The 26,261-nt window shown below is 65.3% G+C and carries 27 protein-coding genes; 13 read left to right on the plus strand and 14 right to left on the minus strand.

What is annotated here, in order from left to right:
• Positions 1–6 precede the first annotated feature (6 nt).
• The 4 genes from ACRECX_RS11950 to ACRECX_RS11965 form a co-directional block, all read right to left on the minus strand.
• Complete coding sequence (locus ACRECX_RS11950) at positions 7–435, minus strand: DUF1178 family protein (RefSeq protein WP_431559058.1); 429 nt, start codon at positions 433–435, stop codon at positions 7–9.
• Positions 432–1,310 (minus strand): carbon-nitrogen hydrolase family protein, encoded by an 879-nt coding sequence (locus tag ACRECX_RS11955; protein ID WP_431559059.1) that lies wholly within the window; start codon positions 1,308–1,310, stop codon positions 432–434. Before ACRECX_RS11955 ends, ACRECX_RS11950 begins: the two co-directional genes overlap by 4 nt.
• Positions 1,307–1,594 carry a glutaredoxin 3 gene (grxC, locus tag ACRECX_RS11960; RefSeq protein ID WP_431559060.1) on the minus strand — a complete coding sequence of 96 codons (288 nt, stop codon included), beginning with the start codon at positions 1,592–1,594 and terminating at the stop codon, positions 1,307–1,309. The genes ACRECX_RS11955 and grxC overlap by 4 nt, the downstream gene beginning before the upstream one ends.
• A gap of 70 nt (positions 1,595–1,664) precedes the next feature.
• Positions 1,665–2,381 carry a ComF family protein gene (locus ACRECX_RS11965; protein WP_431559061.1) on the minus strand — a complete coding sequence of 239 codons (717 nt, stop codon included), beginning with the start codon at positions 2,379–2,381 and terminating at the stop codon, positions 1,665–1,667.
• Positions 2,382–2,520: 139 nt separating this feature from the next.
• Here ACRECX_RS11965 and ACRECX_RS11970 point away from each other — a divergent pair, with 139 nt between their 5' ends.
• The gene (locus ACRECX_RS11970; RefSeq protein WP_431559062.1) at positions 2,521–3,459 is read left to right on the plus strand and encodes a class I SAM-dependent methyltransferase; all 939 of its coding nucleotides are present in this window, start codon (positions 2,521–2,523) and stop codon (positions 3,457–3,459) included.
• Positions 3,460–3,469: 10 nt separating this feature from the next.
• On the opposite strand, the gene mutT is transcribed toward ACRECX_RS11970, so the two are convergent.
• From mutT to ACRECX_RS11985, 3 genes are read right to left on the minus strand one after another with little or no spacing between them, the layout of a single operon-like run.
• On the minus strand, positions 3,470–3,895 hold the full coding sequence (gene mutT, locus ACRECX_RS11975) for an 8-oxo-dGTP diphosphatase MutT (RefSeq protein WP_431559099.1): 426 nt from the start codon (positions 3,893–3,895) through the stop codon (positions 3,470–3,472).
• A gap of 8 nt (positions 3,896–3,903) precedes the next feature.
• Positions 3,904–5,142 (minus strand): bifunctional glutamate N-acetyltransferase/amino-acid acetyltransferase ArgJ, encoded by a 1,239-nt coding sequence (argJ, locus tag ACRECX_RS11980; protein ID WP_431559063.1) that lies wholly within the window; start codon positions 5,140–5,142, stop codon positions 3,904–3,906.
• Between the two features lie 16 nt (positions 5,143–5,158).
• Entirely contained in the window at positions 5,159–5,953 is a 795-nt protein-coding gene (locus ACRECX_RS11985; RefSeq protein ID WP_431559064.1) for a peptidylprolyl isomerase, read from the minus strand.
• Between the two features lie 235 nt (positions 5,954–6,188).
• Here ACRECX_RS11985 and ACRECX_RS11990 point away from each other — a divergent pair, with 235 nt between their 5' ends.
• The 4 genes from ACRECX_RS11990 to ACRECX_RS12005 all read left to right on the plus strand — a co-directional run bounded on the left by ACRECX_RS11990 (position 6,189) and on the right by ACRECX_RS12005 (position 12,038).
• Entirely contained in the window at positions 6,189–6,530 is a 342-nt protein-coding gene (locus ACRECX_RS11990; protein ID WP_431559065.1) for an ArsR/SmtB family transcription factor, read from the plus strand.
• 31 nt (positions 6,531–6,561) lie between these two features.
• Positions 6,562–7,098: an arsenate reductase ArsC gene (locus ACRECX_RS11995; RefSeq protein WP_431559066.1), complete on the plus strand. Its 537-nt coding sequence runs from the start codon at positions 6,562–6,564 to the stop codon at positions 7,096–7,098.
• Positions 7,099–7,382: 284 nt separating this feature from the next.
• Positions 7,383–10,163 (plus strand): preprotein translocase subunit SecA, encoded by a 2,781-nt coding sequence (secA, locus tag ACRECX_RS12000; protein WP_431559067.1) that lies wholly within the window; start codon positions 7,383–7,385, stop codon positions 10,161–10,163.
• 102 nt (positions 10,164–10,265) lie between these two features.
• Positions 10,266–12,038: an SLC13 family permease gene (locus tag ACRECX_RS12005; protein WP_431559068.1), complete on the plus strand. Its 1,773-nt coding sequence runs from the start codon at positions 10,266–10,268 to the stop codon at positions 12,036–12,038.
• Between the two features lie 3 nt (positions 12,039–12,041).
• Here ACRECX_RS12005 and ACRECX_RS12010 read toward each other — a convergent pair whose 3' ends face one another.
• The 5 genes from ACRECX_RS12010 to ACRECX_RS12030 all read right to left on the minus strand — a co-directional run bounded on the left by ACRECX_RS12010 (position 12,042) and on the right by ACRECX_RS12030 (position 16,377).
• Entirely contained in the window at positions 12,042–12,881 is an 840-nt protein-coding gene (locus ACRECX_RS12010) for a L,D-transpeptidase family protein (RefSeq protein ID WP_431559069.1), read from the minus strand.
• A 53-nt stretch (positions 12,882–12,934) separates the two neighbouring features.
• On the minus strand, positions 12,935–13,870 hold the full coding sequence (locus tag ACRECX_RS12015; protein WP_431559070.1) for a L,D-transpeptidase family protein: 936 nt from the start codon (positions 13,868–13,870) through the stop codon (positions 12,935–12,937).
• A 168-nt stretch (positions 13,871–14,038) separates the two neighbouring features.
• Positions 14,039–14,992, minus strand: a complete 954-nt coding sequence (locus ACRECX_RS12020) for an acetyl-CoA carboxylase carboxyltransferase subunit alpha (RefSeq protein WP_431559071.1) — start codon at positions 14,990–14,992, stop codon at positions 14,039–14,041.
• 145 nt (positions 14,993–15,137) lie between these two features.
• On the minus strand, positions 15,138–16,109 hold the full coding sequence (locus ACRECX_RS12025) for a site-specific tyrosine recombinase XerD (RefSeq protein ID WP_431559072.1): 972 nt from the start codon (positions 16,107–16,109) through the stop codon (positions 15,138–15,140).
• A gap of 46 nt (positions 16,110–16,155) precedes the next feature.
• Positions 16,156–16,377: a hypothetical protein gene (locus tag ACRECX_RS12030; protein WP_431559073.1), complete on the minus strand. Its 222-nt coding sequence runs from the start codon at positions 16,375–16,377 to the stop codon at positions 16,156–16,158.
• Positions 16,378–16,538: 161 nt separating this feature from the next.
• Here ACRECX_RS12030 and ACRECX_RS12035 point away from each other — a divergent pair, with 161 nt between their 5' ends.
• From ACRECX_RS12035 to ACRECX_RS12045, 3 genes are read left to right on the plus strand one after another with little or no spacing between them, the layout of a single operon-like run.
• The gene (locus tag ACRECX_RS12035; protein ID WP_431559074.1) at positions 16,539–17,168 is read left to right on the plus strand and encodes a shikimate kinase; all 630 of its coding nucleotides are present in this window, start codon (positions 16,539–16,541) and stop codon (positions 17,166–17,168) included.
• A complete protein-coding gene (gene aroB, locus ACRECX_RS12040; RefSeq protein ID WP_431559100.1) occupies positions 17,168–18,319 on the plus strand; it encodes a 3-dehydroquinate synthase in 1,152 nt (383 codons plus the stop codon). Before ACRECX_RS12035 ends, aroB begins: the two co-directional genes overlap by 1 nt.
• Positions 18,316–19,620 (plus strand): HlyC/CorC family transporter, encoded by a 1,305-nt coding sequence (locus ACRECX_RS12045; protein ID WP_431559075.1) that lies wholly within the window; start codon positions 18,316–18,318, stop codon positions 19,618–19,620. Before aroB ends, ACRECX_RS12045 begins: the two co-directional genes overlap by 4 nt.
• A gap of 2 nt (positions 19,621–19,622) precedes the next feature.
• On the opposite strand, the gene ACRECX_RS12050 is transcribed toward ACRECX_RS12045, so the two are convergent.
• Positions 19,623–19,895, minus strand: coding sequence for a BolA family protein (locus ACRECX_RS12050; RefSeq protein WP_431559076.1), 273 nt, complete (start codon positions 19,893–19,895; stop codon positions 19,623–19,625).
• Between the two features lie 116 nt (positions 19,896–20,011).
• Between ACRECX_RS12050 and ACRECX_RS12055 the strand changes: the two genes are divergently transcribed.
• The 4 genes from ACRECX_RS12055 to ACRECX_RS12070 all read left to right on the plus strand — a co-directional run bounded on the left by ACRECX_RS12055 (position 20,012) and on the right by ACRECX_RS12070 (position 24,693).
• Positions 20,012–20,641 (plus strand): J domain-containing protein, encoded by a 630-nt coding sequence (locus ACRECX_RS12055; protein WP_431559077.1) that lies wholly within the window; start codon positions 20,012–20,014, stop codon positions 20,639–20,641.
• An 84-nt stretch (positions 20,642–20,725) separates the two neighbouring features.
• Positions 20,726–21,712, plus strand: a complete 987-nt coding sequence (gene cobS / locus ACRECX_RS12060) for a cobaltochelatase subunit CobS (RefSeq protein ID WP_431559078.1) — start codon at positions 20,726–20,728, stop codon at positions 21,710–21,712.
• Between the two features lie 4 nt (positions 21,713–21,716).
• Positions 21,717–23,618 (plus strand): cobaltochelatase subunit CobT, encoded by a 1,902-nt coding sequence (cobT, locus tag ACRECX_RS12065; protein ID WP_431559079.1) that lies wholly within the window; start codon positions 21,717–21,719, stop codon positions 23,616–23,618.
• Between the two features lie 10 nt (positions 23,619–23,628).
• Positions 23,629–24,693: an esterase-like activity of phytase family protein gene (locus ACRECX_RS12070; RefSeq protein ID WP_431559080.1), complete on the plus strand. Its 1,065-nt coding sequence runs from the start codon at positions 23,629–23,631 to the stop codon at positions 24,691–24,693.
• 4 nt (positions 24,694–24,697) lie between these two features.
• On the opposite strand, the gene rpmB is transcribed toward ACRECX_RS12070, so the two are convergent.
• Complete coding sequence (gene rpmB, locus ACRECX_RS12075; protein ID WP_431559081.1) at positions 24,698–24,994, minus strand: 50S ribosomal protein L28; 297 nt, start codon at positions 24,992–24,994, stop codon at positions 24,698–24,700.
• A gap of 226 nt (positions 24,995–25,220) precedes the next feature.
• Between rpmB and ACRECX_RS12080 the strand changes: the two genes are divergently transcribed.
• Positions 25,221–26,093, plus strand: coding sequence for a DUF3108 domain-containing protein (locus ACRECX_RS12080; RefSeq protein ID WP_431559082.1), 873 nt, complete (start codon positions 25,221–25,223; stop codon positions 26,091–26,093).
• Positions 26,094–26,261 lie beyond the last annotated feature (168 nt).

Here is a 26,261-nt window from a genome sequence, read left to right on the forward strand (position 1 = left end):
CCGGATTCAGTTGTGTTCTTCCGGCAACCGGGGCAACGGCACGGCCGGAATTCCTTCTTCGTGCAAGGCTTTAGCCTCCTCGGCGCTGGCCTCTCCATAGATGCTGCGCCCCTCCGCCTCACCGTAATGCATCTTGCGCGCCTCCTCCGGGAACGCCCGGCCGACGTCGTCGGCATTGGCCTTCAAGTGCTCCTTGAGGCCTTTGAGGAAGGCGTAGGTCCTTTTCCGTTCCCTGTGCCCAGGTGATTCGGCGGGCTCCGTCTTGCCTTTGCCGCGCAACACCGCGGGCGCCATGGGCGCCTTCCTTACATGGGCGCTACCGCAGGCCGGGCAGACGATGGCATCGGCTTCTATCTGCTCGTCATAGGACGCGCCCGACGAGAACCATGCATCGAAGCCGTGGCCTTTGTCGCAGGTGAGCGCAAAGCGGATCATGAAGCTTCCTTCCGCTTGAGTGTAGACCTGTGCTCGGCGATTTCGAGGTCGAAATCGCGGCCATGCTTGAGCGAGGGGATGCGCGCCCGCGCCTCCTCGGAAGCCGCCATGTCGATGTCGGCGAAGACCACGCCGGGGTCCTCGCCGGCCTCGGCGAGAATCTCGCCCCAAGGCGACACGATCATGCTGTGACCGAAGGTCTGCCTGCCATTCTCGTGCATGCCTCCTTGCGTCGCGGCAAGCACGAAGGCGCCGGTCTCGATCGCCCGCGCCCGCACCAGCACGTGCCAATGGGCTTGACCAGTCTGCTTGGTGAACGCGGCCGGGACGGCGATCAGGTTGGCGCCGGCAGTCGCCAGCGCCCGATAGAGCGAGGGAAAGCGCAAATCGTAGCAGATGCTCATACCGAGCCGCCCGAACGGCAGGTCGGCGATCACCGCCTTCGAGCCCGGACCATAGTATTTGGACTCGCGGTAGCTCTCGCCACCGGCGAGATCGACATCGAACATATGCAGCTTGTCGTAGCGCGCGACGATCTCGCCATGCGGGTCGATCAGGTAGGAGCGGTTGGCGACGCGGCTCTCGTCGAGCTTGACGCCGAGCGAGCCGACATGGAGCCAAACGCCGAGTTCGGCGGCGAGCGCCGTGAGCCGCGCGAGCGGCACGCTCTCCGCTTCCGGCTGCACCAGCGCGAACACGCGGTCCGGCTCGAGCTCCATCAGCGCCGTGTTCTCCGGCGTCTGCACGTAGACGGCGCCGCCCGCAGCCGCCTTTCGGATCAGCGCCTCGGCCTGGTCGACATTGGGCTCGATGGCGCGGCCGGCCCTGAGCTGAACGAGCGCCGCGCGGAACCGCTTTTCGTCCTGCGCGCTCATGGCTCGCTCACCTCCGCGACCGGCGGCTCGTGCGCAAGCCACGCCTCGAGCTCTCCCGTGCGCTCGGCCGCCACCAGCTCGTCGTAGCCGCCGACGTGCCGCCCGTGGATGAAGATCTGTGGCACGGTCCGCAGGCCTCCCGCCCGTGCCGTCATCTCCGCGCGTTTCTCGTCGTCGGACTCGACATCGATCTCCTCGAATTCGAGCTGCCTGCGGCCGAGCAGGCGCTTCGCTGCGAGGCAGAAGCCGCAATAGGGCGTGGTGTAGAGGAGAATGCGCGTCATCTTTGTCGCCCCGCAGGGCCTATTCTCACCTGCTAACTGGGCGCTTTCCCCACCCGGCACAAGCCTTGTCTTAGAGCACAAAAGCGGCAGGCTCGATCGCCCTTGCCAGTGCCAGCATATCCACCCGTGCCGCCTTGGCCCGCTTCAACACGCGCGCACAAGCCTCGGCCGTCGCCCCCGTGGTGATGACATCGTCCACCACGACAATGGCCTTGCCTCTCACGTCTGCTGCCCGCCCGGGCGCGATCTTGAACGCGCCGGCCACGTTGCGCCGCCGTTGCTCGGCCGTGAGCCCGACTTGGGAGGCGGTCCGCTTCACCCGCGCGAGCACGAAGCAGTCGGCCGGAACCCCGGTCAAGCGCGACACCCCTTGCGCCAACATCGCCGACTGGTTGAAGCGCCGCCACCACAGCCGCGCGCGGTAGAGCGGCACAGGCACGATGAGGTCGGCGTCGGCGAGCAGCTCGGCACCGGCCTTTGCGAGCCACCGGCTGAACAGGGCCAAGCCTTCCTGCCGGTCGCGGTATTTGAAGCTCTGGATCAGATCGCGCATGGTCTCGGAATAGCGCGCCATGGCGCGCGCCCGGTCGTAGACTGGCGGGGAAGCCATCGCCGCTGCCGACAGGTGGGGCTCGCCGGTGTCGTAGGGCAAAGGCACGCCGAGCCGCGCGCAAAGAGGAGGCGCGATGAAGTCGATCTTGGCGAAGCAGGCGCCGCACAGGAGTCCATGGCCTCCGATGCGCGCGCGGCAGGCGATGCACACCGGCGGCAGAAGGAGATCGGCCATCCCGCCGAGAGCCGTCCGCCACACCGGAGAGCCTGGCGTTTGGGAACGCTCGGACGGCAGCTCTGTCTCGCTTATCAGCATGAGTTTCATGATACAGCGGGAACCGGCCATCCTAGAAGAGAGGACGTGCTAGGCCGCCATGAACGACGAGCACCTTCTGTTCGACCGACGTCTCCTGCGCCGGCGCCGCGCGCGCTTCGCCCACGAGATCGCAGCGCGCGAATTCCTCATTGCCCATGTGGCGCGCGAGATCGCCGAGCGCGTCGAAATCATGCTCAGACCCTTCCCTGTTGCGCTCGACCTAGGCGCCTATCACGGCCTCCTCGGCCGTGCCGTGGCCGAGCTCTCGTCGGTGGGCGAGATGGTCTACGCCGAGAGCGCATTCGACTTCGCCGCCCTTTGCCCGCGGCCAGCGCTTGTCTGCGACGAGGACCTGCTCCCGTTCAAGGATGCGAGCTTCAATCTCATCGTTTCCGGCCTTGCGCTCCACCGCGTCAACGATCTGCCCGGCGCGCTCATCCAGATCAGGCGGGCGCTGGCTCCCGACGGCCTGTTCATGGCGGCGGCGCTCGGCGCCCGCGCGCTCATCGAGCTCCGCCAAGCGCTGATCGAGGCGGAGAGCGAAATGGAGGGCGGCGCCTCGCCCCGCATCTCGCCCTTCGCCGACGTCCGCGACTATGGCGCGCTGCTTCAGCGCGCCGGCTTCGCCCTTCCCGTGACCGACGCGGAGACGCTCACCGTCGTCTACCCCTCGCCGCGCGAGCTTATGCACGAAGTCCGTGCGCTCGGCGGCGGCAACGTGCTACTGGCGCGCAGCAAGGCGCCGCTCCACCGGCGCACGCTTGAGCGCGCCGAAGATCTTTACCGCGAGCGGCACGCGACTTCCGACGGCAGGGCCACCGCCACGTTCGAGTTCGTGTATCTGAGCGGGTGGGCGCCGGACCCAAGCCAGCAGAAGCCGCTCAGGCCAGGTAGCGCCGCGCAACGCCTCGCCGACGCGCTCGGAACCCAGGAACATTCGGCCGGCGACAAAGCGCCATTTCCGGGCCCTCCGACGCGCAGAGACGAGAACAAGTAGGGATTCGACTTCACGCCGTTTTCAACAGGTCAGACAGCACGCCCTTGAGGGGTTCGTCTGCCGGCGGCATATCGTAGCCCGCGAGCGCTTCCGGGCTCACCCAGGAAATCTCTTGGCCTTCGTTCGCCTTCACCGCGCCCTGCCAGTGTCGGCAGACATAGACCGGCATGAGGAGATGGAACTCCGGATAAGAATGACTGACGAAGGTGAGCGGGCCGAGGTTGGCCGCGGCCACATCGATGCCAAGCTCCTCTTTCAGCTCGCGGATCAGCGCCGTTTCCGGCAACTCGTCCGCCTCGACCTTGCCGCCGGGAAACTCCCAGAGGCCGGCGAGCGGCTTCCCCTCGGGGCGCCGCGTGATCAGCACCCTGCCCCCTTCGTCGACCAGCGCGCACGCCGCAACGAGAACGACCGGATGCTTTGGCTCCTTGACGATCACGGAGATTAGGACCGGTAGTCGGCGTTGATGGCGATGTAGTCCTTGGTGAGGTCGCAGGTCCAGATCGTCGCCGCAGCCTTGCCGACGCCGACATCGACGGCGATGTCGATCTCCTGGCGCTTCATGTAGGCGGCCCCTTCCGCCTCGCGGTAGGTCGGCGCCACCTCTCCGTCCTTGGCCACGAGGATGTCGCCGAAGCGGATCGCGAGCTTGTCACGGTCAGCCGCCTCCCCCGCCTTGCCGACGGCCATGATAATGCGGCCCCAATTGGGGTCCTCGCCGGCAATGGCCGTCTTGACCAATGGCGAGTTGGCGATCGATTTGGCGATGGTGCGCGCCGCCTGTTTGGTTTCGGCCCCGGTGACCGTCACCGTGACGAACTTGGTCAGGCCCTCGCCATCCTTGACGATCTGATGGGCGAGGTCGCGCATCAGCTCGAACAGCGCAGCGCGGAAGCCGTCGAGCCGCTTGTCGTCACCGCGCGCGATCCGCGCGGCGCCGCGCCGCGCCGAGGCACCTGTGGCGAACAGGAGAAGCGTGTCGCTGGTCGAAGTGTCGCCGTCGATGGTGACGGCGTTGAAGCTGTCCTCGACGAGCGGCGCCATAACCTCATGCAGCGCCTTCGGCTCGATGGCCGCGTCGGTGAATAGAAAAGCGAGCATGGTCGCCATGTCCGGTGCGATCATGCCGGCCCCCTTTGCGATGCCGTTGATCGCCACCTCGACACCGTCGATCTTGCAGGACCGCGTGGCGAGCTTGGGGAAGGTGTCGGTGGTCATGATCGCCCGCGCCGCAACCTCATAGGCGTCGGCCTTGGCATCGCGGGCGAGACCGCCGAGGAGCCCGGTGAACTTGCCCGGATCGAGTGGCTCGCCGATCACTCCGGTCGAGGCGATATAGACGTCGGCCTCGAGACAACCGGCCGCTTCCGCCGCCGCCTTTGTGGTCAGTTGGACCGCATCGCGGCCACGCACGCCGGTGAAGGCATTGGCGTTGCCGGAATTGACCACGAGTGCACGCGCCATGCCGTGTGCCAGGTGCGCCCGGCACCAGTCGACTGCAGCCGAGGCGGTCCTCGAGGTGGTCAACACGCCCGCGACCGTCGTGCCGGGGTCGAATAGCGCGAGCATCAGGTCGGCGCGGCCAGGATAGCGGATACCGGCCGCACAAGCGGCAATCCGCACCCCGTCGATTGGCGGCAAAGCGGGCAGACGTTTCGGCGCGAAAGGCGAGATCTTAACCAAGGCTCGTGCGGGCGGCTCAGTGATCTTCGTCCGTCTCTTCTTCCTTCACCGGCGGTGCCTCGCCGCGAAGCGCGGCATCGTCCATCGACCCCTTGAGCTCGGGATCGACGATCTCGATCTTGGCCGCGTTACGCAAGTCCGCCATCACTTGCTGCGCCTTCTGCTGCACGAGCTGGGCGACGATGGCCGCTTTGACCTCGTCGAAGCTCGGCAGCGCCTGGGCGCGCTTCTCCTCGATCTTGATGATATGCCAGCCGAACTGCGTTTGCACCGGCTCCGATATCTGGCCGACGTCGAGCGCGAAGGCGGCGTCCTCGAAGGGCTTCAACATCTGCCCGCGCGTGAAGAAGCCAAGATCGCCGCCCTCGGCGTTGGTGTCCTTGGACTTCTCCTTAGCCAGCGCGGCGAAATCCTCGCCCTTCTTCAACCGCTCGGCGATCGCCTTGGCCTCATCCTCGCTCTCCACCAGGATGTGCCGTGCATGCACCTCCTGCTCGGGCTCCATGGTGGCAATTTTCTCGTCGTAGATTTTCTTGGCGTCGGCGTCGGATACGGCCTTCATAATGCCCACATCGAAATAAGCATCTCGGAGCGCCCGGCGCGCGTGATATTTAACGCGCGCGTCGAACGTATCGGTCTCGTCCAGATTTTCCTTTTCGCCGGCCCCCGCCATCAACTCGTTCTCGATGACGAGTTGCAGGAGTATGCGGCGACGATCCTCCGGCCTGATGGTGGCGAGCCGCGGCCCGACCTCCGAAGCGGCGAAATCGAGATCCGACTCCTTGATGTCGACGCCGTCGATGCGCGCCACGACCGTGTCCTCGGCTGCGGCAGCGACCGGGACAAGTGCGATTGAGGCTGCAAAAAGCAGCAAAGCTGGCCAGGTTTTCACAGGATTAGATCCTCGTCTTCTGCTCGCCTGCTGCTCCAAAACGTCAGGCGAGCGGGTTGGGTTCGCTTCCCCTTCCCGCCTTCTTAGCCTTGGGTCCACGCCATGCCAAGCAGCGCGATTGACCGGACCGAAATAATTCTATAATTCTAGACTTATGGACGTATCGACCGCCGCGAGCGCGCTTGGGGCTCTGGCGCAAGAGAGCCGGCTCAAGGTCTTTCGCCTGCTCGTTCGCGCGGGACGCAGCGGCATGGCGGCAGGCGACATCGCCCGGGCGCTCGCCGTGCCGCACAACACCATGTCATCGCATCTTGCCATCCTCACGCGGGCGAAGCTCGTCAGCGCGCGAAAGGAGGGCCGCTCCGTGATCTATGCGGTCGACCTCGCCGGAACGCGCGACCTGTTGTCGTTCCTGGTGGAAGACTGCTGCCAAGGCGAGCCGTCCGTTTGTGCGCCGGTAATCGAGTCGACGCTCGCCGCGTGTTGTCCAGACTAAAAAGGGCCAAGAGTAACCGGAGGAAGTCCCCATGAAGGCCGCAACCAGACAGGATCCGTTTAACGTCCTTTTCCTTTGCACCGGCAATTCGGCCCGCTCCATCATGGCCGAGTGCCTCTTGAACCGGCTCGGCGTCGGCAAGTTCCGCGCTTTTAGCGCGGGCAGCCATCCCGCCGGCGCAATCAATCCCCGCGCGCTCAACCTGCTACGCAAGACGAACTTCGACGTGTCGAAGCTCCGGTCTAAATCGTGGGACGAGTTCGCGACGCCAGGCGCGCCGAAGCTCGATTTCGTATTCACCGTCTGCGACAACGCGGCGAACGAAGTCTGTCCCATCTGGCCAGGCCAGCCCATGACCGCCCATTGGGGCCTGCCCGACCCGGCGGCGGCCGACGGTACCGAGGCGGAGAAGGCCTTCGCCTTTGACGACTGCTTCCGCATGCTGAACCAGCGCATCTCGATTTTCGTCAATCTGCCGCTCGAGAGCCTGAGCAAGCTGTCGCTGCAGAAGCACCTCGACGAGATCGGCAAGCTGCGCCGCGAGGCATCTCTGAAAGAGTCGGCTTAGTCTGTTTTCGCCGAACTAGCGGCTTGGCCTCCCTCCCCTCGCGGGGGAGGTGAATGGATTCATAATCTGAGACTGGCGGGCCCCGCCATTGGCCGCGTTGACAAGGGTGGGACTGCCTCTTATGTCTCAAACCGCGTTGCTTCCCGGCATTTTTCGTCGCTTTCCGAAAGGTTCGAACGAGGGTCGCCGGGGGGACCAATCGCGCTTACCAGCCAACGTGGCCACGAGGCCTTCGCCGAGAGGGTCCCTGCGGGTCGGCTCTTGCCATAAGAGGCTCAACGTCCATGCTTTCCTTTGGCACCCTCGCCACCAAGGTTTTCGGCTCATCGAACGACCGCAAGCTCAAGAAATACGGGCCGGTGGTCCAGGCCATCAACGCGTTGGAGCCCGAGGTCGCCGCCCTCTCCGACGAAGCGCTTCGCGCCCGCACCGACGAATTCCGCAAGCGGCTCGCCCAAGGCGAGAGCCTCGACGACCTGTTGCCTGAGGCCTTCGCCACGGTTCGCGAGGCCGCCAAGCGCACGCTTCACCAGCGACATTTCGACGTTCAGCTCGTCGGCGGCATGGTCCTGCACGAGGGCCGCATCGCCGAGATGAAGACCGGCGAAGGCAAGACGCTGGTCGCCACCCTCCCCGTCTATCTCAACGCGCTTGCCGAACGCGGCGTCCACGTCGTCACCGTCAACGATTACCTCGCCAGACGCGACGCCGCCTGGATGGGCGCCGTCTACGAATTCCTGGGGCTCAGAGTCGGCTGCATCGTGCACGAGCTCAACGACGCGCAGCGGAAGGAACAATATGCCTGCGATGTGACCTACGGCACCAATAACGAGTTTGGCTTCGACTATCTGCGCGACAACATGAAATATTCCGATGCGGAGATGGTGCAGCGCGGTCACTATTACGCCATCGTCGACGAGGTGGACTCGATCCTGATCGACGAGGCGCGCACGCCGCTCATCATCTCCGGGCCGCTCGACGACCGTTCCGACTTCTACACCAGCATCGACGTGTTCATTCCGCAGCTCGTTGAGGGCGATTTCGAGCTCGACGAGAAGACCCGTCACGTCACTCTCACCGAGGCGGGCAACGAGCATGTCGAGCAGCTCCTGCAGGACGCCGGACTGCTCAAGGGCGACTCGCTCTACGACGTCGAGAACGTGAGCGTGGTGCATCACGTGCAGCAGGCGCTCCGCGCCCACAAGCTGTTCCTCCGTGACCGCGACTACATCGTCAAGAACGACGAGGTGGTGATTATCGACGAGTTCACCGGCCGCATGATGCAAGGCCGCCGCTACTCTGAAGGCCTGCACCAGGCGCTCGAGGCCAAGGAGCACGTGACCATCCAGCCCGAGAACCAGACCTTCGCCACCATCACCTTCCAGAATTACTTCCGCCTTTACGAAAAGCTCGCTGGCATGACTGGCACGGCCGCCACCGAAGCCGATGAGTTCATGGACATCTACGGCCTCGACGTCGTCGAGGTCCCGACCAACGCCGAGATGATCCGCGACGATCAGGACGACGAGGTCTACCGCACCGCCAAGGAGAAATACCGGGCGATCATCGAGCTCATCAAGGACGCGCAGAAGCGCGGCCAGCCCATGCTGGTCGGCACCACCTCCATCGAGAAGTCCGAGGTGCTGTCGGAGCTCCTCAAGAAGGACAAGGTGCCGCACAATGTACTGAATGCGCGCTACCACGAGCAGGAGGCCCATATCATCGCCCAGGCGGGCGTGCCCGGCGCCGTCACCATCGCCACCAACATGGCTGGCCGCGGCACCGACATTCAGCTCGGCGGCAACCCCGATATGCGTATCGAGGACTGGCTCGCCGAACAGAAGGAGACGGGCAAGGAGCCGAGCCCAGAGGAGATCGCCAAGAAGCGCGAAGAGATCGCCGCCGACATCGCCAAGAAGAAGAGGCAGGCGCTCGAAGCCGGCGGCTTGTTCGTGCTCGGCACCGAGCGTCACGAGAGCCGGCGCATCGACAATCAGCTGCGCGGCCGCTCGGGGCGCCAGGGCGACCCGGGCCGTTCCCGCTTCTTCCTGTCGCTTGAGGACGATCTCATGCGCATTTTCGGCTCGGAGCGCATGGACGGCATGCTCAAGGCGCTGGGGCTCAAGGAGGACGAGGCCATCGTCCATCCCTGGATCAACAAGGCGCTGGAGAAGGCGCAGGCCAAGGTCGAGGCGCGCAACTTCGACATCCGCAAGAACCTGCTCAAATACGACAACGTAATGAACGATCAGCGCAAGGCGATCTTCGAGCAGCGCCGCGAGCTTTTGGGCGACGCCGATCTCAACGAGACCATCGCCGAGATGCGCCGCCAGGTGGTCGACGATCTGGTCGCCCAGCATCTCCCCGAGAAGTCCTACCCCGAGCAGTGGGACATGGCGGGGCTGAAAGAGGTGGTTCACAACATCTTCGATCTCGACTTGCCGCTCGCCGACTGGGCGGCGGAAGAAGGCATCGGCGATGCCGAGATCCACGAGCGGCTGATCAAGGCGACCGACGAGCGCGCCGCCAAGAAGGCGGCCGAGTTCGGCCCGCAGATCATGCGCCAAATCGAGCGCGCCGTGCTGCTGCAGACCCTCGACGGACTCTGGCGCGAGCATCTCGTGACCCTCGAGCATCTGCGTCAGGTGATCGGGCTGCGCGGCTACGGCCAACGCGATCCTCTGAACGAATACAAGAGCGAGAGCTTCACCCTTTTCGAAGCGCTGCTTGCCCGCCTGCGCGAAGCCGTGACCGGCCAGCTGATGCATGTGGAGCTCGCCAAGCAGGACGAAGTGCCGCCGCTCGAGGGTGCCGAGTTGCCGCCCATGGAGGCGCATCATTTCGACCCCACCACCGGCGAGGACGAGTTCGCCTTAGAGACCGCCGCGGCGGTCTCGGCCGGCAACGGCAGAGGCGGCGCCAAGTCGGCGCCCCGCGCACGCAAAGCGACCGCGCCCGCTGCCAATCCGGCCGATCCTTCGACCTGGGGCAAGGTGCAGCGCAACGCGCCCTGCCCGTGCGGGTCCGGCAAGAAGTACAAACACTGCCACGGCGCCTTTGGTTAAAGCTCCCCTTCCGCACTAAGATTACCAACGGTCCCCGCCCGCCACCGGGAACCGGAAGGCCCCACGGGCTCTTGTCTGCTGACCAGTGAGCTCACGGACAACATGACCCTCGACCAAGCACTCGCCTTTGCCGTCATCATCGGCATGATGGCGCTCTTCATCTGGGGGCGTCTGCGCTACGACCTCGTCGCCGTTCTGTCTTTGCTCGTGGCGATCGCCTCAGGCATCGTTCCTCCCGATAAGGCGTTCTCAGGTTTCAGCAACGACATCGTCATCATCGTCGCCAGCGCGCTTGTGGTCAGCGCCGCCGTCGGCCGCTCTGGCGTGATCGAACGCGTGGTGCGCAAGCTCGGTCCGTACCTCACCACGACGACGCGGCAGGTCGCTGCGCTGGCCGGTTCAGTCACGGCGCTTTCCGGCTTCGTAAAGAATATCGGCGCGCTCGCCATGCTGATGCCGATTGCATTTCAGGTCGCGCGGCGCACCGGCACATCGCCCTCCTCGCTGCTGATGCCGATGTCGTTCGGCGCGCTGCTCGGCGGCATCGTCACGTTGATCGGCACGTCGCCCAACATCATCGTTTCGGGCGTGCGCCAACAAATCCTGGGCGAACCGTTCCAGATGTTCGACTTCGCGCCGGTCGGCGTCAGCCTCGCGCTGATCGGCTTCATCTTTCTCATTTTCGGGTGGCGCCTGCTTCCCACTGAAAGGAAAGGCACCGTGTCGATGGATGCGGCCTTCAATCTCGAAGGCTACACCACGGAGGTGAGCGTGCCCGAGGGCTCTCCTGCGGCGGATTTGACGGTGAAGGCGCTGGAAGACCTTGGAGAGGGTGACATCGAGGTCATCACCTTGCTCAGAGGCGGCGAGCGGCGCTACGACCCGGCCGGCAACGTGATCGTCAAAGCCGGCGACATCCTCATCTTGCGCGGCGAACCGGCAGCTCTGGAGCGCATCGTCGCGCTGGAGAAGCTCAGGCTCACGCGCGACAAGAAATCAAAGGAACGCGATACGCCGGCCGATGAGGTCGGCATCATGGAAGCGGTGATCACCTCGGACTCCCGGCTGATCGGCTCGACCGTCAATCAGCTCAAGCTGGCCGACCGCTTCGGCATCAACCTGCTCGCCGTGAGCCGGACCGGACGGCGCATCGCCAACCGCCTGCGCACGGTAAAGCTAAGGGCCGGCGATGTGGTCGTGCTGCAAGGCAACCTCACCACCATGCCGGAGACGCTGGGCGAGCTGAACCTCCTGCCGCTTGCCGAGCGCGACCTGCGCATAGGCCGGAAGGGAAGCCTCGTGCCGATCGCCGTGCTCGCCGCGGCCATGATCCTCGTCGCCTTCAACCTCGTGCCGGTGGCCATCGCCTTTTTCGGCGCAGCCGTGATCCTGCTGCTCGCCGGCTCGCTCTCCTTGCGCGAGGCTTATGACGTGATCGACTGGCCGATTCTGGTATTGCTCGGGGCGCTGATCCCCGTGAGCGACGCGCTCAGGACCACGGGCAGCGCCGACCTCATCGCCGCCTGGTTGTCTGACGCCGCCATGTCTCTTCCCGCATTCGGCGCGCTTGCCCTCCTGCTCGCCGCCGCCATGGCGGTGACGCCGTTTCTCAACAATGCGGCGACGGTGCTCGTCATGGCGCCCATCGCCGCCGGCTTCGCCGCCAATCTCGGCTATAACCCCGACCCGTTCCTCATGGCCGTGGCGATCGGTGCCGCGTGCGATTTCCTCACGCCCATCGGCCATCAATGCAACACCTTGGTGATGGGTCCTGGCGGCTACCGCTTCAGCGACTATTGGCGGCTTGGACTACCGCTGTCGCTCATCGTGCTCGTCGCCGGCACGCCGCTCATTCTCTATTTCTGGCCGCTCTAACCGCTACGGATTGCTGGCGACCTCGGGCGGGCAGCGCTCTTCCACTTCGTTTGCGACTGTCGCGAGACTTCCAGGCTCGAAGACGTAGCGCCTGCCGCAGACACTGACATTTGGCGGCACTCTGCGCTTCTCGAAGAGATCGTGGCCTTGCTTCAGGTTGGTCCAGAAGCCGGCCCACTTGTCGCCTCTGCGGAGCCACAAGGCGCGCTCGGTCATGCGGAACGGGAAGGCGTGCACCGGAATGCGCGTCTGGCCGTTGTCGAGCGCCTTGGTGACGAACAGCCAAATCTCGTCGACGATCCGATCGGTGACGGCGTAGCAGCCGATCGACGCGCAGCCGCCATGCACCATGAGGAACGACCCGGTGCGGCCGTGCACACGGTCGTACACGTTGGGAAAACCGAGATTGAAGGAGAGATGCATGCGGCTGTTCGGATTGAGCGCGTCCTTGTCCACCGTGTAGAAACCTTCCGGCGCCTGGCGATCGCCCTCGCGGAGCTTCGGCCCGAGCCGCCCCGACCAAAGACAGATCGGATAAGTGGCGAACAACTCGTAGCGCCCGTCGTTCTCGACCCACAACTCGAGCTCCGACTCAAGCTTGTAGATGCGGATATGCACCGGCACGCCCGGCGCGACTCCAGCCGCCGCCAAGCGCTGGTCGAGACGGGCGAGGTCCGGCGTGCCGCGCAGCTTCTGGCCGGCGCGATGGCGCGCTTTGTGCTCGGCCCGGTCCAGATTGACGTGCACGCGGTCGATCAGCTGTCGCCCTTGCGGCGAGAGCAGAATGTAGCCGCCGGCGACCAGCGCCACGACGAAGAGTGCGGTGAGAAGGCGGCGGAGCATGGGTCGAGGGTCGCACAGCACGACCGCGACTTCCAGCCTTTGGGACTAGACGGTTATTTGCCCGCGGGCGGGGTCGCAGGTCCGAGCGTCATCGCCCTATAGACCGGCTTGATCGTTCCAAAGCTCAAGCCCATCACGCTGCCGAGCGGCTTGGCCAGCGAAGCCTGCGACATGTTCTTATTGCCGCTGTCAGGCGACGGCTTGAATGCGACCACCGGCCCTTTCCGATAGGCAGGGCACGCGCCGGTGGGGTTCGGCCGTGTGCCGCCGACAAAATTGGCGTTGACGAGATAGCGCTTCTCGCACACGGCGACGCTCGGCGGGAGACGGGTGGTCTCGAAGTAGTCGTAACCTTCCTTCAGGTTCATCCAGAAGTCGTACCACTCGTGCTTGCGGTGCGCCGCCATGTTGGCCGCTGTCATGCGGAACGGATAGGCCTGGACCTGGAACGACGCCTGGCCCGCGGCAAGCGCCTCGCGGGCGATGATGTAGATCTCCTCGACGACCGCGTCGGTCATGGCGTAGCAGCCCGACGACGTGCAGTCGCCATGCACCATGAGATGGGCCCCCGTGCGTTCGTGGGCGCGGTCGTAAGAATTGGGGAAGCCCATGTCGAAGGCGAGGTAATAACTGCTCTTCGGATTCATCTGATCGAAGTTGACCAGATAGAACCCTTCAGGCGATTGCCGGTCGCCCTGCTTCAGCTTCGGGCCTAACCCGCCGGAATAGGCGCAGATCGGGTAGGTCTTGAAGTGGTAATAGTGCCCGTCGTCCTTCTGCTTCCACACTTCAAGCTCGGACTCTGCCTTGAAGATGCGGATGAGGACCGGCTGCTCCTCGGTCATACCCTTCTCGGCGAGCAGCGCGCGTGTCTGCGCCGACAGCGGCTTCATGTAGGGCGGCGAGAATTGGCCACAGCCGACTAGCGCGGCGGCCAAAGCCACCACGCTCACCGTGAAAACGGCCGTGACAAAACTTGAGCGAAGCATACGCAGTGCCCCTTGCGCACCTCGGCCAAGATCAAGTTGGCGGGTTAAGGCGAAGTTAGCGCGACTGTTCCCGCTAGCCCCCGATTCCCCCGATTGGCCCTGTGATTATACGCGTGCCGAGCCCTGAATTGGACTCTAAAGATGGCGCTTTTTTGGGCGCACCCCGGCTCACCCGGACCGGCCCATGGACAGGAATTTTTCGCGCCTTTCCTTGCGAATCTGCTCCGGCGAGAGGCCGTCGTACCCATCCAGGGCCTCGACGATGATCTTTCCCGCGGCCTTGACCACCCCGGCCCCGTCGCGATGCGCTCCGCCGATCGGCTCCGGGATGATTCCATCGATAACCCGGAGCCTTAGGAGGTCCTGGGCGGTGATCTTCATGTTGGTGGCGGCGTCCACCGCGCGGGTCGCGTCGCGCCATAGGATCGAGGCCGCAGCCTCTGGCGAGGCCACCGTATAGATCGAATGTTCGAGCATGTAGATGCGATTGGCCGAGGCGATGGCCACCGCACCGCCGGAGCCCCCTTCGCCGATGATCACCGACACGATCGGCACCTGTAGCGCCATGCAGCAATCGGTGCTCCGGGCGATCGCCTCGGCCTGGCCCCGCTCCTCCGCCCCGATGCCGGGATAGGCGCCGGCCGTGTCGACGAGGCTGATGACCGGGAGCGAGAAGCGGTCGGCCATCTCCATGAGGCGCACCGCCTTGCGGTACCCTTCCGGCCGCGCCATGCCGAAATTGTGCTTGATACGCCCCTCGGTGTCGGAGCCTTTCTCGTGGCCGATGACCATGACCGAACGACCCGAAAGCCGGCCGATGCCGCCGATGATCGCCTCATCCTCGGCGAAATAGCGGTCGCCTGAAAGCGGCGTGAAGTCCTTAACCAGCCCGTCGATGTAGTGCTTGAAATGCGGCCGCTCGGGGTGGCGGGCGACTTGCGTCTTCTGCCACGGCGTAAGCTCGGCGTAGGTCTCTTCGAGTGCTTCCCGCGCCTTGCCCTCGAGCCGCGCCAATTCCTCCTCGATCGAAACGGAAGGCTGCTCGCCGGCGAGCGCCTTCAGCTCGGCGACCTTGCTCTCAAGCTCGGCGATCGGCTTTTCGAAATCGAGATAGGTACGCATGCGCCTTGGCTAGTTCCTTGGACCGCCGTCTTCCAGGCGGGCGGAGCCTCTCTACGACAGAAATAAGGGCAACGGGAGGGCCGGTTGTAAGTGGCCTTGCTGAGACAGGCTGTCAACCGGCGACCCGCCGCTCCAAGCGGTGAGCCTAGCGCCGCTTGGTTAAGTGAGCCTGAGCCAACGGGTGATGCTCCTCCACGAGCCGGCGCAGGCGTTCCTCGATCACGTGGGTGTAGATCTGCGTGGTGGAGATGTCGGCATGGCCGAGAAGCTGCTGGACGGTGCGTAGGTCGGCGCCCCGCTCCAACAGATGGCTGGCAAAGGCATGCCGTAGCACGTGCGGCGAGACCCGCGCCGGATCGAGACCTGCGGCAAGCGCGAGCGCCTTAAGTTCCTGGCCGAAGCGCTGCCGGGTCAGATGCTGGGTGCCTCCGCCGGTAGGGAACAGCCAGGGCGAAGCGATTCGCCCCTCCGCTTCGCGCACCGCGGCGACATGCGCGGCGAGAGCCTCGCGCGCCGCCGCGTTGAGCGGCACGAGCCGCTCGCGCCCGCCTTTGCCCTTGATGGTCAGCACCCGGTCGTCCGCCGCGAGCACGTTGCGCGGCAGCGCGATCAGCTCCGACACCCGCAGGCCGGAGGCGTATAGTGTCTCGAGTAGCGCATAGAGCCGGTGCGACCGCCGCCGTGCCGCCGCGTCGGACGACGCCCCGCACGCCGCTCGCGCCGTCTCGATCAGGGTCTCGACCTCGGCCAGCGACAGGATCTTGGGCAGCGGCCGGCCGAGCTTCGGGCTGTCGATGGCCGACGTCGGATCGTCGGCCTTAAGCCCCTCGCCGAGGAGAAAGCGGAAGAATTGGCGGATTGCCGAGAGCTTTCGCGCCCGAGAGGTTGGCGCCAGCCCCTTGCGCGCAAGCCCCGCGAGATAGGCCCGCACGTCGTCGGCGGACGCCTTCCGCGCACTGGTCTTCTTCGCCGCCAGGAAGGCGAGGAATTCGGAGATGTCGCGGGCATAGGCCTCGATCGTGTGCGGCGCGGCCCCGCGCTCGGCCATCAGCATGTCGAGAAAGAGCGCGAGCTCCGAGGCACCGGTGCCACTGGAGGAGCCTTTGGCCGCGCCCATTTCTCAGGCCTCATGCAAGGGGGCAAGGCCCGGGCGTGACGTCCGTCTACTGCGCGCGATGGCTGGGCGGCGCCGTGATGGACGGCTCCGGCGTGGTAGTGGACGCCGTAGCACCTGCATCCTCAACCCGCTGCGCCTTGACGTTGCGCAGGCCTTTGGAAATTTCCTTAGGTTCTGGCTGAAAGTATTCGGCGAGCACATAAAGGCTTCCAGCGACGACACCGGCGATCGTCCCTAAAACCACGAGGAAACGAAACAGTGTTGGCATCGAGGCGCTCGTGTCCCTAACTGTCTATCAGTCCCGAACAGGGCGGTATTATGACTCGAAACTGCCCGGCGCCTTAACCCTCTAATCGCATCATGGACGATTCGACACTGCCCTGCCAGCATGGGACAAATAGGCCCCACCCCGCGACGATGACCCTAACCTTGGCCGAACATAGGAAAGACGACCGCGAAGGGCTGCTGGCGCAAATCCGCCAGTCCTTGGGCCCGCGCTCTGTCGTGCTGATCGGGCTGATGGGGGCCGGCAAGACGGCCGTCGGCAGGCGACTGGCGAGCCGGCTCGACCTGCCTTTCATCGACGCCGACGGCGAGATCGAGCAGGCGGCGGACCAAACCATCTCGGAAATCTTCGCCGAGCATGGCGAGGCCTATTTCCGCGAGGGCGAGCGCAAGGTGATCGCCCGCCTCCTGGAAGGCGGGCCACAGGTGCTGGCCACTGGCGGCGGCGCATTCATGAATGCCCAGACCAGAGCGTGTATCAAGGCGCGCGGCATTTCGATCTGGCTCAATGCGGACGTGCGGGTTCTGTTGAAGCGCGTGCACCGGCGCGATCACCGGCCGCTGCTTGCGGTCAGGGATCCCGAGACGGTGATGAAGAAGCTGATGACCGAGCGTGGTCCCATCTACGCCAAGGCTGACATTACCGTCGAGAGCCGTGACGTTCCCCATGACGTGATCGTCGGCGCGGTGATCGACGCGCTCGGGGCGAAGCTCGGCTGCGACGCCAAGCCGGGCATTGCCAAGGCGTCCCCAAGACGCAAGAAGGTGCGATGATGCGCGACGGCGCGATCGCGCCCGCCGGAGGCGCGAGCGAGACTACTGTCGAGGTGGCGCTTGCCGGGCGGAGCTACGCCATCGTCATCGGCGAAGGCCTCATTGCATCGGCCGGGAGACGCATCGCCGCCGCCTTGCCGCGCGCCCGCTGCGCCGTAGTGAGCGACGCGAATGTCGCAAGGCTCCACCTGGCGCCGCTCAAAGCAAGCCTCGAACAAGATGGGATCTTCCTAGGGTCGGCGGTGGTGGCCCCCGGCGAGACGAGCAAGAGCTTCCCGGTGCTTGAGAAGCTTTGCGAGACCCTGCTCGAGCTCGGCGTCGAGCGCGGCGATTGCGTGATTGCCTTCGGTGGCGGAGTGGTCGGCGATCTCGCCGGCTTTGCCGCATCCATCCTGCGGCGCGGCGTGCGCGTGGTGCAAATGCCGACGACCTTGCTCGCCCAAGTGGACTCGGCCATCGGCGGCAAGACCGGCATCGACACCAAGCAGGGCAAGAACTTGATCGGCACGTTCCACCAGCCGAGCCTCGTGCTCGCCGACACCGCCGTGCTGTCCACCTTGTCCCCTCGGGAGTTCCGCGCGGGCTACGCAGAGGTGGCGAAGTACGGACTTCTCGGCGATGCCCCCTTCTTCGCCTGGCTCGAGGTGAATTGGGCCGACGTGTTCTCCGGAAAAGACGGCAAGCGCCGCCATGCGGTGGAAACGAGCGCCCGCGCCAAGGCGAAGATCGTCGAGGCCGACGAGCGGGAGGAGAGCGGCACCCGAGCGCTGCTCAATCTCGGCCACACCTTCGGCCATGCGCTGGAGGCCTTTGCCGGCTATTCCGACCGCTTGTTGCACGGCGAGGCCATCGCCATCGGCATGCGGCTCGCCTTCACCTACTCCGTGGAGCAAGGCCTCTGCCCCGCCGAAGACGCCGCCCGGATCGACGCGCATTTCCGCGCCGTGGGGCTGCCGACCCGGGTCGCCGACATTCCGGGCGATGCGCCCTCCGCCGGCGAGCTGCTGCGGCTGATGGCTCAGGATAAAAAGGTGATGGGCGGTAGGCTCGCGCTGGTGCTCGCGCGCGGGGTCGGCGCGGCCTTCGTCGAGAGCGACGTCGACATGGGACGCCTGACCGAGTTCCTCAAAATGGAGTGTGCCGGGCGATGACCGTCGGCATAGGCATCACCCTTGGCGCCATCGTCGGTCTTTTGATCCTCTCGGCCTTCTTCTCCGGCTCGGAGACGGCGCTGACGGCGGCGTCGCGCGCGCGCATGCATGCGCTCGAGGAAGATGACAACAAGCGCGCGCGCCTGGTGAACCGCCTGCTCGCCGCACGCGACCGGCTGATCGGCGCGCTCCTGCTCGGCAACAATCTCGTCAATATCGCCGCCTCTGCGCTCGCCACCAGCCTGTTCCTCAGCCTGTTCGGCGAGGCCGGCGTGGTCTATGCCACCGTGGTGATGACGGTGATCGTCGTGCTGTTCGCCGAGGTTCTGCCCAAGACCTACGCTATCGTCAACGCCGACCGCATGGCACTTGCCGTCGTGCCCATCGTCCGCGTGGTGGTGGCGGTGTTCGCCCCCATCACCCGCGCCATGCAGTTCCTGGTGCGCCGCATCCTTCGGCTGTTCGGCGCCGAGATCAGCGAGGACGCCGACGTGCTGGCGGCGCATGAGGAGATCAGGGGCGCCATCGAGCTGCACCATAAGGAAGGCGGCGTGGTGAAGCTCGACCGCGACATGCTGGGCGGCGTGCTCGACCTGCGCGAGCTCACCGTGTCCGATATCATGGTGCACCGGACCAACATGGATGCCATCGACATCGACCTTCCTATCGGCGAGATCGTCGATGCCGCATTGAAGAGCCCGCACACGCGGCTACCGCTGTGGCGCGGCGAGCGCGAGGAGATCGTCGGCATCCTGCACGCCAAGCAGCTGCTGCGCGCCTTGCGCGATACACGCGGCGACCTTGCGAAGCTCGACATCATGTCGCTTGCGGCGCCACCCTGGTTCGTGCCCGACTCGACGACTTTGAAGGACCAGCTCAACGCCTTCCTCAAGCGCAAGGCGCACTTCGCCATCGTGGTCGACGAGTACGGCGAGGTGATGGGCCTTGTCACGCTGGAGGACATCATCGAGGAGATCGTCGGCGACATTACCGACGAGACCGACATTGCCGCCGCGCTGGCCAAGCCGCAACCCGACGGCTCGCTGGTCGTCGACGGGCTCGTCCCGATACGCGACGTGAACCGCCTCATGGACTGGGATCTGCCCGACGCGGAGGCGACGACGGTGGCGGGGCTCGTGATCCACGAAGCCCAGACCATCCCCAATCCCGGCCAGGCCTTCACCTTTCACGGCTTCCGCTTCGAGGTGTTGCGCCGGCACCGCAACCGCATCACGTCCTTGCGCGTGACGCCGCTGGACAAGGCCCTGCGCACGGTGCCGACAGCGAGCACGGCGGGCTAGGCCTACGCACTCTCCCCCGGCGTGAGCGCCGTCACGGCGAGTGCGTGGATCTTGCCGGAAAGCTCCTCGGCCAGCACAGCGTTGACCATGCGATGCCGCTCGACCCGAGACTTGCCGGCGAACGCCGCCGACACCACTTTAATGCGGAAATGGCTTTCGCCCGTGCCGGGCGAGCCGGCGTGGCCGGCGTGGTGGTGGGATTCGTTCACCACGTCGAGCGCTTCGGGGGAGAAGGCTCGCGTCAACTTTTCTCTGATCGAATGCTCGACGCTCATACCGGAGGGCCCTCACGTGGCATCAACGGCCGGGACGCAACCCGCCAGATTATCGCTTTTGTCATCGTGGAGCCATGCTTGTTGTGACGAATGTAGCTTCCCATAATGCGGATTCCATGAAGCTCGACTCCAAGTTCTTCGACCGCCTGCGGGTCAAGCCCGACGAGAACCGTCTCTTACGCGACGCCTGCCCGAAATGCGAGTGGCAGGGCTGCTTGGAGCCCGGCCTCTACCCCGCACCCAAGGGCCGCGGTCTGGAAGGGCAGTACTATCGCTACTGCCTCGACCACGTGCGCGCGTACAACAAAGGCTACAATTACTTTTCCGGGCTGCCCGACGAGGAGGTCGTCAAGCACCAGAAGAGCGATGCCACCGGCCATCGCCCGACCTGGTTCGTCGGCGTGAATTCCTGGGCGCGCAATCGCGTGGCGCGAAATCGAGGGCGGCGCGGCGGCTACGCCCATCGCTTCGCCACCCACGATCCCTTCGGCCTGTTCGGTGACGGCGCCCCTGGCGGCGATACCCCGGGCGCTCCGGCGCGCCGCCCGCTCAAGCGGCTGGAGCGCAAAAGTCTTCGGCAGCTCAACCTTGACGACAACGCTACCCAGGCCGACATCAAGGCGCGCTTCAAGGAATTGGTTAAGCGCCTCCATCCGGACCACAACAAGGGCGACCGCGGCTCGGAGGACAAGTTGCGCGAAGTCATCCAAGCCTATAACTATCTGAGGCAGGCGGGGCTTGCATAAGTCGCTGGGCCAGCCCCTTGCAGAATCAGGGCTTTGCCGTGCGCGAGCCCCTATCGAGACGCGACACATAGGCCTTCATCGATCATGACACTTGCAACTCACAACGGCGCAGGTTTGCCGGATATGTCGGTATCCGTGCGCCAGGTTTTCGGCATCGACACCGACCTCGAAGTGCCCGCCTACTCCCAGGTGGACGCGCACGTGCCCGACGTGGATCCCGACTACCAGTTCAACAAGGAAGTAACGCTCGCCATCCTCGCCGGCTTCAAGCACAACCGCCGGGTGATGATCCAGGGCTATCACGGCACCGGCAAGTCGACCCATATCGAGCAGGTCGCGGCCAGGCTCAACTGGCCGTGCATGCGCATCAATCTCGACAGCCATGTGAGCCGCATCGACCTCGTTGGCAAGGACGCCATCGTCATCAAGGACGGGATGCAGGTGACCGAGTTCCGCGAGGGCATCCTGCCTTATGCGCTCCAGTCCAACACGGCGCTCTGCTTCGACGAGTACGACGCCGGCCGCCCAGACGTGATGTTCGTCATCCAGCGGGTACTGGAGGTCTCCGGCAAGCTCACCCTGCTCGACCAGTCGAAGGTGATCCGCCCGCATCCTTCTTTCCGACTGTTCGCCACCACCAACACGATCGGCCTCGGCGACACGAGCGGCCTTTATCACGGCACCCAGCAGATCAACCAGGGCCAGATGGACCGCTGGTCCATCGTCGTCACCCTCAACTATCTGCCCCACGACGACGAGGTGGACATCGTGCTTGCCAAGGCCAAGGCGTGGAACACCGAGGAAGGCCGGAAAATCGTGTCGAACATGGTGCGCGTCGCCGAGCTGACGCGCAACGCGTTCATGAATGGCGACCTATCCACGGTGATGAGCCCGCGCACGGTGATCACCTGGGCCGAGAACGCGGAGATTTTCGGCGACATCGGCACGGCCTTCGCGCTGTCCTTCCTCAACAAATGCGACGAGCTGGAGCGCGGCCTGATCGCCGAGTTCTATCAGCGCTGCTTCGGCAAGGACTTGCCGCAATCGACGGCCAACGTGGCCTTGAGTTGATCCCATGACTTTGACCAGACGGAAAGAGGCGCCCCTCGATCCGTTCAAGCGCGCGCTGACCTTGACCACTCGCTCCATCGCCGCCGACGGCGGCGTCGAAGTGGTGTTCACCACCGAGCCGCCCGGCCTTACCGGCAAGACGGCGCGCGTGCCCGAGCCTTCCCGCGTGCCTACCAGGGACGAGATCGCCGTGATCCGCGGCCACGCCGACGCCGCGGCGCTCGCCGTGGCCTGCCACGACGACGGCCTGCACCGGAAGCTCGCGCCGTCCGGGGGCGACGCGCGCGCCGTGTTCGAGGCGATCGAGCAGGCCCGGGTCGAGGCGATCGGCGCCACGCGCATGGAAGGCGTCGCCGCCAATCTCACGGCCCGCGTGGAGCAACGCTATGCGCGCACCCGGATCAACGAGGCGACAGAGCGCTCCGAGGCGCCGCTGTCGGATGCGCTTGCCCTTCTCGTGCGCGAACGCCTGACGGGCTCGAGCCCGCCGGCCAAGGCGCGCGCACTGGTCAATCTGTGGCGTCCGTGGATCGAGGATCGTGCGCGCAGCGTGCTCGACCGCATGCCCGACTCGGTCATGGACCAGGAGGCCTACGGCCGCCTCGCCCGCGATCTTCTCGCCGCACTCAACCTCGCCGATCAGCTCGAGCAGGGCGAGGAGGAGAGCGACTCCACTCAAGACAGCGAGACCGATGCCGACGCCGCCGACGACCAAGACGACAGCGCCGACGGCAAGGACCGCGCCGAGCTTGCCTCGGAGGCGCGGGCCGAGCAGGACGACCCCTCCCGGGAGACGCTGGACGAGCAGGAGGACGGCGCGACCGACCTGCTCGACCGCGACGCCGAGTCCGCCGACCTGCCCCGGCGCTCCGAGCCGTGGCGTCCCAACACGTCGGTGCTCGATGACCCCGAGGCGTTCGGCTACAAGGTGTTCACCCGCGCCTATGACGAGATCGTCGCCGCCGAGGAGCTGTGCGATCCGGACGAGCTAGACCGGCTGCGCGCCTTTCTCGACAAGCAGCTCCAGGCTCTGCACGGCGCCGTAGCGCGCCTAGCCAACCGGCTGCAGCGGCGCCTCCTCGCCCAGCAGAACCGCGGCTGGGACTTCGACCTCGACGAAGGCATGCTCGACGCGGCGCGCCTCGCCCGCGTCATCGTCGACCCTATGCACCCCCTCACCTTCAAGCAGGAGCGCGATACCGAGTTCCGCGACACCGTGGTGACCTTGCTGATCGACAATTCCGGCTCCATGCGCGGCCGGCCCATCATGGTCGCCGCCTGCTGCGCCGACATCCTCGCCCGCACGCTCGAACGCTGCGGCGTGAAGGTCGAGATCCTCGGCTTCACCACCCGTGCGTGGAAGGGCGGGCACGCCCGCGAGGAATGGCTCAACGCCATGAAGCCGCCGCTCCCCGGCCGCCTCAACGACCTTCGCCATATCGTCTACAAATCGGCCGATGCGCCGTGGCGGCGCTCGCGCCGCAATCTCGGGCTGATGATGCGCGAGGGCCTGCTGAAAGAGAATATCGACGGCGAGGCGCTCGCCTGGGCGCACAACCGCCTGCTCGGCCGGCCCGAACAGCGGCGCATCCTGATGATGATCTCCGACGGCGCGCCGGTCGACGATTCGACCCTGTCGGTCAACTCCGGGTCATATTTGGAGCGCCATCTTCGCCAGGTGATCCAAGAAATCGAGACCCGCTCGCCCGTCGAGCTTCTGGCCATCGGCATCGGCCACGACGTCACCCGCTATTACCGGCGTGCCGTCACCGTGACCGACGCGGAGGAGCTCGCAGGCGTCATGACCGAGAAACTGGCGGAGTTGTTCGACGAGGATCTCGCTTGGCGTCAGCTGCACCGCACGGTGCCGACGGCGGCGCGCGCCAAGCGGCGGAAGCTCCATTAGCGTGCCTCTGATGGCTAGGCCGGCGCTCATCCTCGCCTCCGCATGCCTCGTCGGCATTGGCCTCGTTGTCCTGCCGGCGCTCGCCGACAAGCCGGCGGAGGTGCTGAGCGGTCCGCTCGCCACCAAGGTCTCCGCCATTCCCATCGCCTTCGATCGCGATCGGCCTGAACGCACCGCATTCGGCAACCTCACCTTCCGGGGCGGACTCAACCTGTTCGGCAAGTCGCGCCATTTCGGCGGCTATTCCGGTATCGCGCTCGATCCCTCAGGTACGACGCTCCTTGCCGTCTCCGACGCCGGCACCTGGATGCGGGCGACCCTCGACTACGACGGCCGCAAGCTGAAGGCACTTGACGACGTGGTGATCGGACCGATCCTCGGCAAAGACGGCCGGCCACTCCGTGGCGACAGCGAGCGCGATTCCGAAGGCCTGGCGCTCGCTTCCGGCGATCCGAAGAGCGGCGCGGCCTTCGTCTCCTTCGAGCGCGACCATCGGATCTTGCGCTACCCCTTCACGATGAAGAGCTTCGGCCCGCCGGACCGCGCCGTTCCCCTGCCGAAAGAGGCAGGCCGCATGGACCGAAATCGCGGCATCGAAGCCATCGCGCTGGTCCGCTCAGGCAGGCTCGCGGGCACGCTCGTTGCATTTTCCGAGGGTCTCACCGACAAGAACGGCAATCTGCAAGGCTGGTTCTTGGGCGGTTCCACCCCCGGCGTGATCACGGTACGGCGCCTCGGCGGCTTCGACATCACCGATGCAGCGAGCTTGCCGGATGGCGGGCTTGTGCTCCTAGAGCGCCGCTTCCGCTATAGCGAAGGGGTGAAGATGCGCATCCGCCGCATCGCGGCGAGCGAACTGAAGCGCGGTGCGCTGATCGAGGGCGAAGTCCTGCTGGAGGCCGAGGACAATCTCAACATCGACAACATGGAGGCGATCGCCGTCCACCGCGCCGCCTCCGGCGAGACCATTCTCACCCTCATGGCGGACGACAATTTCAGCGCGCTTCAGCGCACTTTGATCATGCAGTTCTCATTGCCGGACGGTCCGGTGCTGGCGGCCCCCGGCGCTCAATGAGCGGTTAGGAAGCGGCCTGGGCCTCGGTCGCCTTGGCGACCTCGCGCTTGAGCCGGCGCGCCTTCAACGACAACTCGTCGTCGCCCGCCTTCAATAGATAGGCATCGAGGCCGCCGCGGTGCTCCACCGAGCGCAGCGCGTGCGCTGAAACGGTAAGCCGGACGCGCTTCTTGAGCGCATCGCTTTGCAGGGTCACGTTGCATAGATTCGGCAGAAAACGGCGCTTGGTTCTGCGCTTGGCATGGCTCACATTGTTGCCGGTGAGCACGGCTTTGCCGGACAGCTCGCAGCGACGGGCCATGGTCCTTTGTCCTTCTTACAACATCGGTGAAAGCCGGTTGCGGCTCGTGACTATCCACAAGCGCGGCAGCCAGGGTGGCGAGATATACGGGGACGGCCCTATTCGGTCAAGGCACCGCCTAGATTTGGGCCTATGCTCCGAATTGACGAATCCGCTAAATACCTGGACATTCGCGGGCCAGGCGGAGGGGTCCGGCGGGGGTTCGTCTTGCTAGAGGTCGGGAGTCATGTGGGCAGCGCGACATTGCTTGAGCCTGGTGGCTGTGGGCGCCCTGACCCTGGGGCTCGGCGGCACGTTCGAGCATAAGCAGGCGCTTGCCGAGACCGCAAGCGCCCCGGCGAGCCGTATCATCGCCAATTACCAGGTCAACCTCGGCAAACTCAATCTCGGCAACTTCCGCGTCACGACGACCTTCAGCGGCGACGGCTATCAGATGCGCGGCGAGGGTCGCTTCACCATTCTGGAGGGGATCATCTACGAGTGGCGCGGCGTCACCTCGAGCGTCGGCCGCGTGACCGGCGACGGCCGCCCCGAGCCGGCCACCTACGCGTTCAGCTATTCGAACGGCGGCAACAGAGGCGAGCGGCTGCGCATGATTTTTGGCGACGGTGCCGTCCAGCAAGTCTCCATTGAGCCCAATAGGCGCCCAATCCCGCGCACCATTCCCGTGACGCGCGAGCAACTCGAAGGCGTGATCGACCCCATGAGCGGCGCCTTCCTGACTGCGCGCTCGCAGAACCCGAACGGCGACCTCGGCGTCTGCAATCAAATGCTACCGGTGTTCGACGGCAGACAGCGGTTCGATCTCGTACTCAAGCCGAAGAAGGCCGTGATGGTTCAGAACAAGGCGCCTACCGCCTACTCCGGACCCGCGGTCATCTGCGGCGTGAAGTTCATTCCTATCGCCGGTCATCAGCCTGACAATCCGGGCATCAAGCTCATGTCGCAAACCAACGAGATCGAGGTTTGGCTGATCCCGGTCAAGGGGACAGACATGTACGTGCCCTATCGGATTGTCCTGCCGACGCCGGTGGGCTATGGCTCCGCCGTCGTCACATCGATCCAGGTGGCAGGCGCGCGGCGTGCGAGCGCCGATTAGCGCAAAGACGCCGCAGGCACCAAGTGTTAACGCGAAAGCGCCAAAACCCAACATGTCGTAGGGAACGGATGCCGAAAATTTACGCTCCCCTGATTCGTCCTCGCTACGTTCCCCTTGCGACCCTGCGAGGTTAGTGGCGCGCCGCGACGCGAAATCGAGATATAGAGT

Source organism: Methyloceanibacter sp. (genome assembly GCF_050726195.1).
Classification (GTDB): Bacteria; Pseudomonadota; Alphaproteobacteria; order Rhizobiales; family Methyloligellaceae; genus Methyloceanibacter.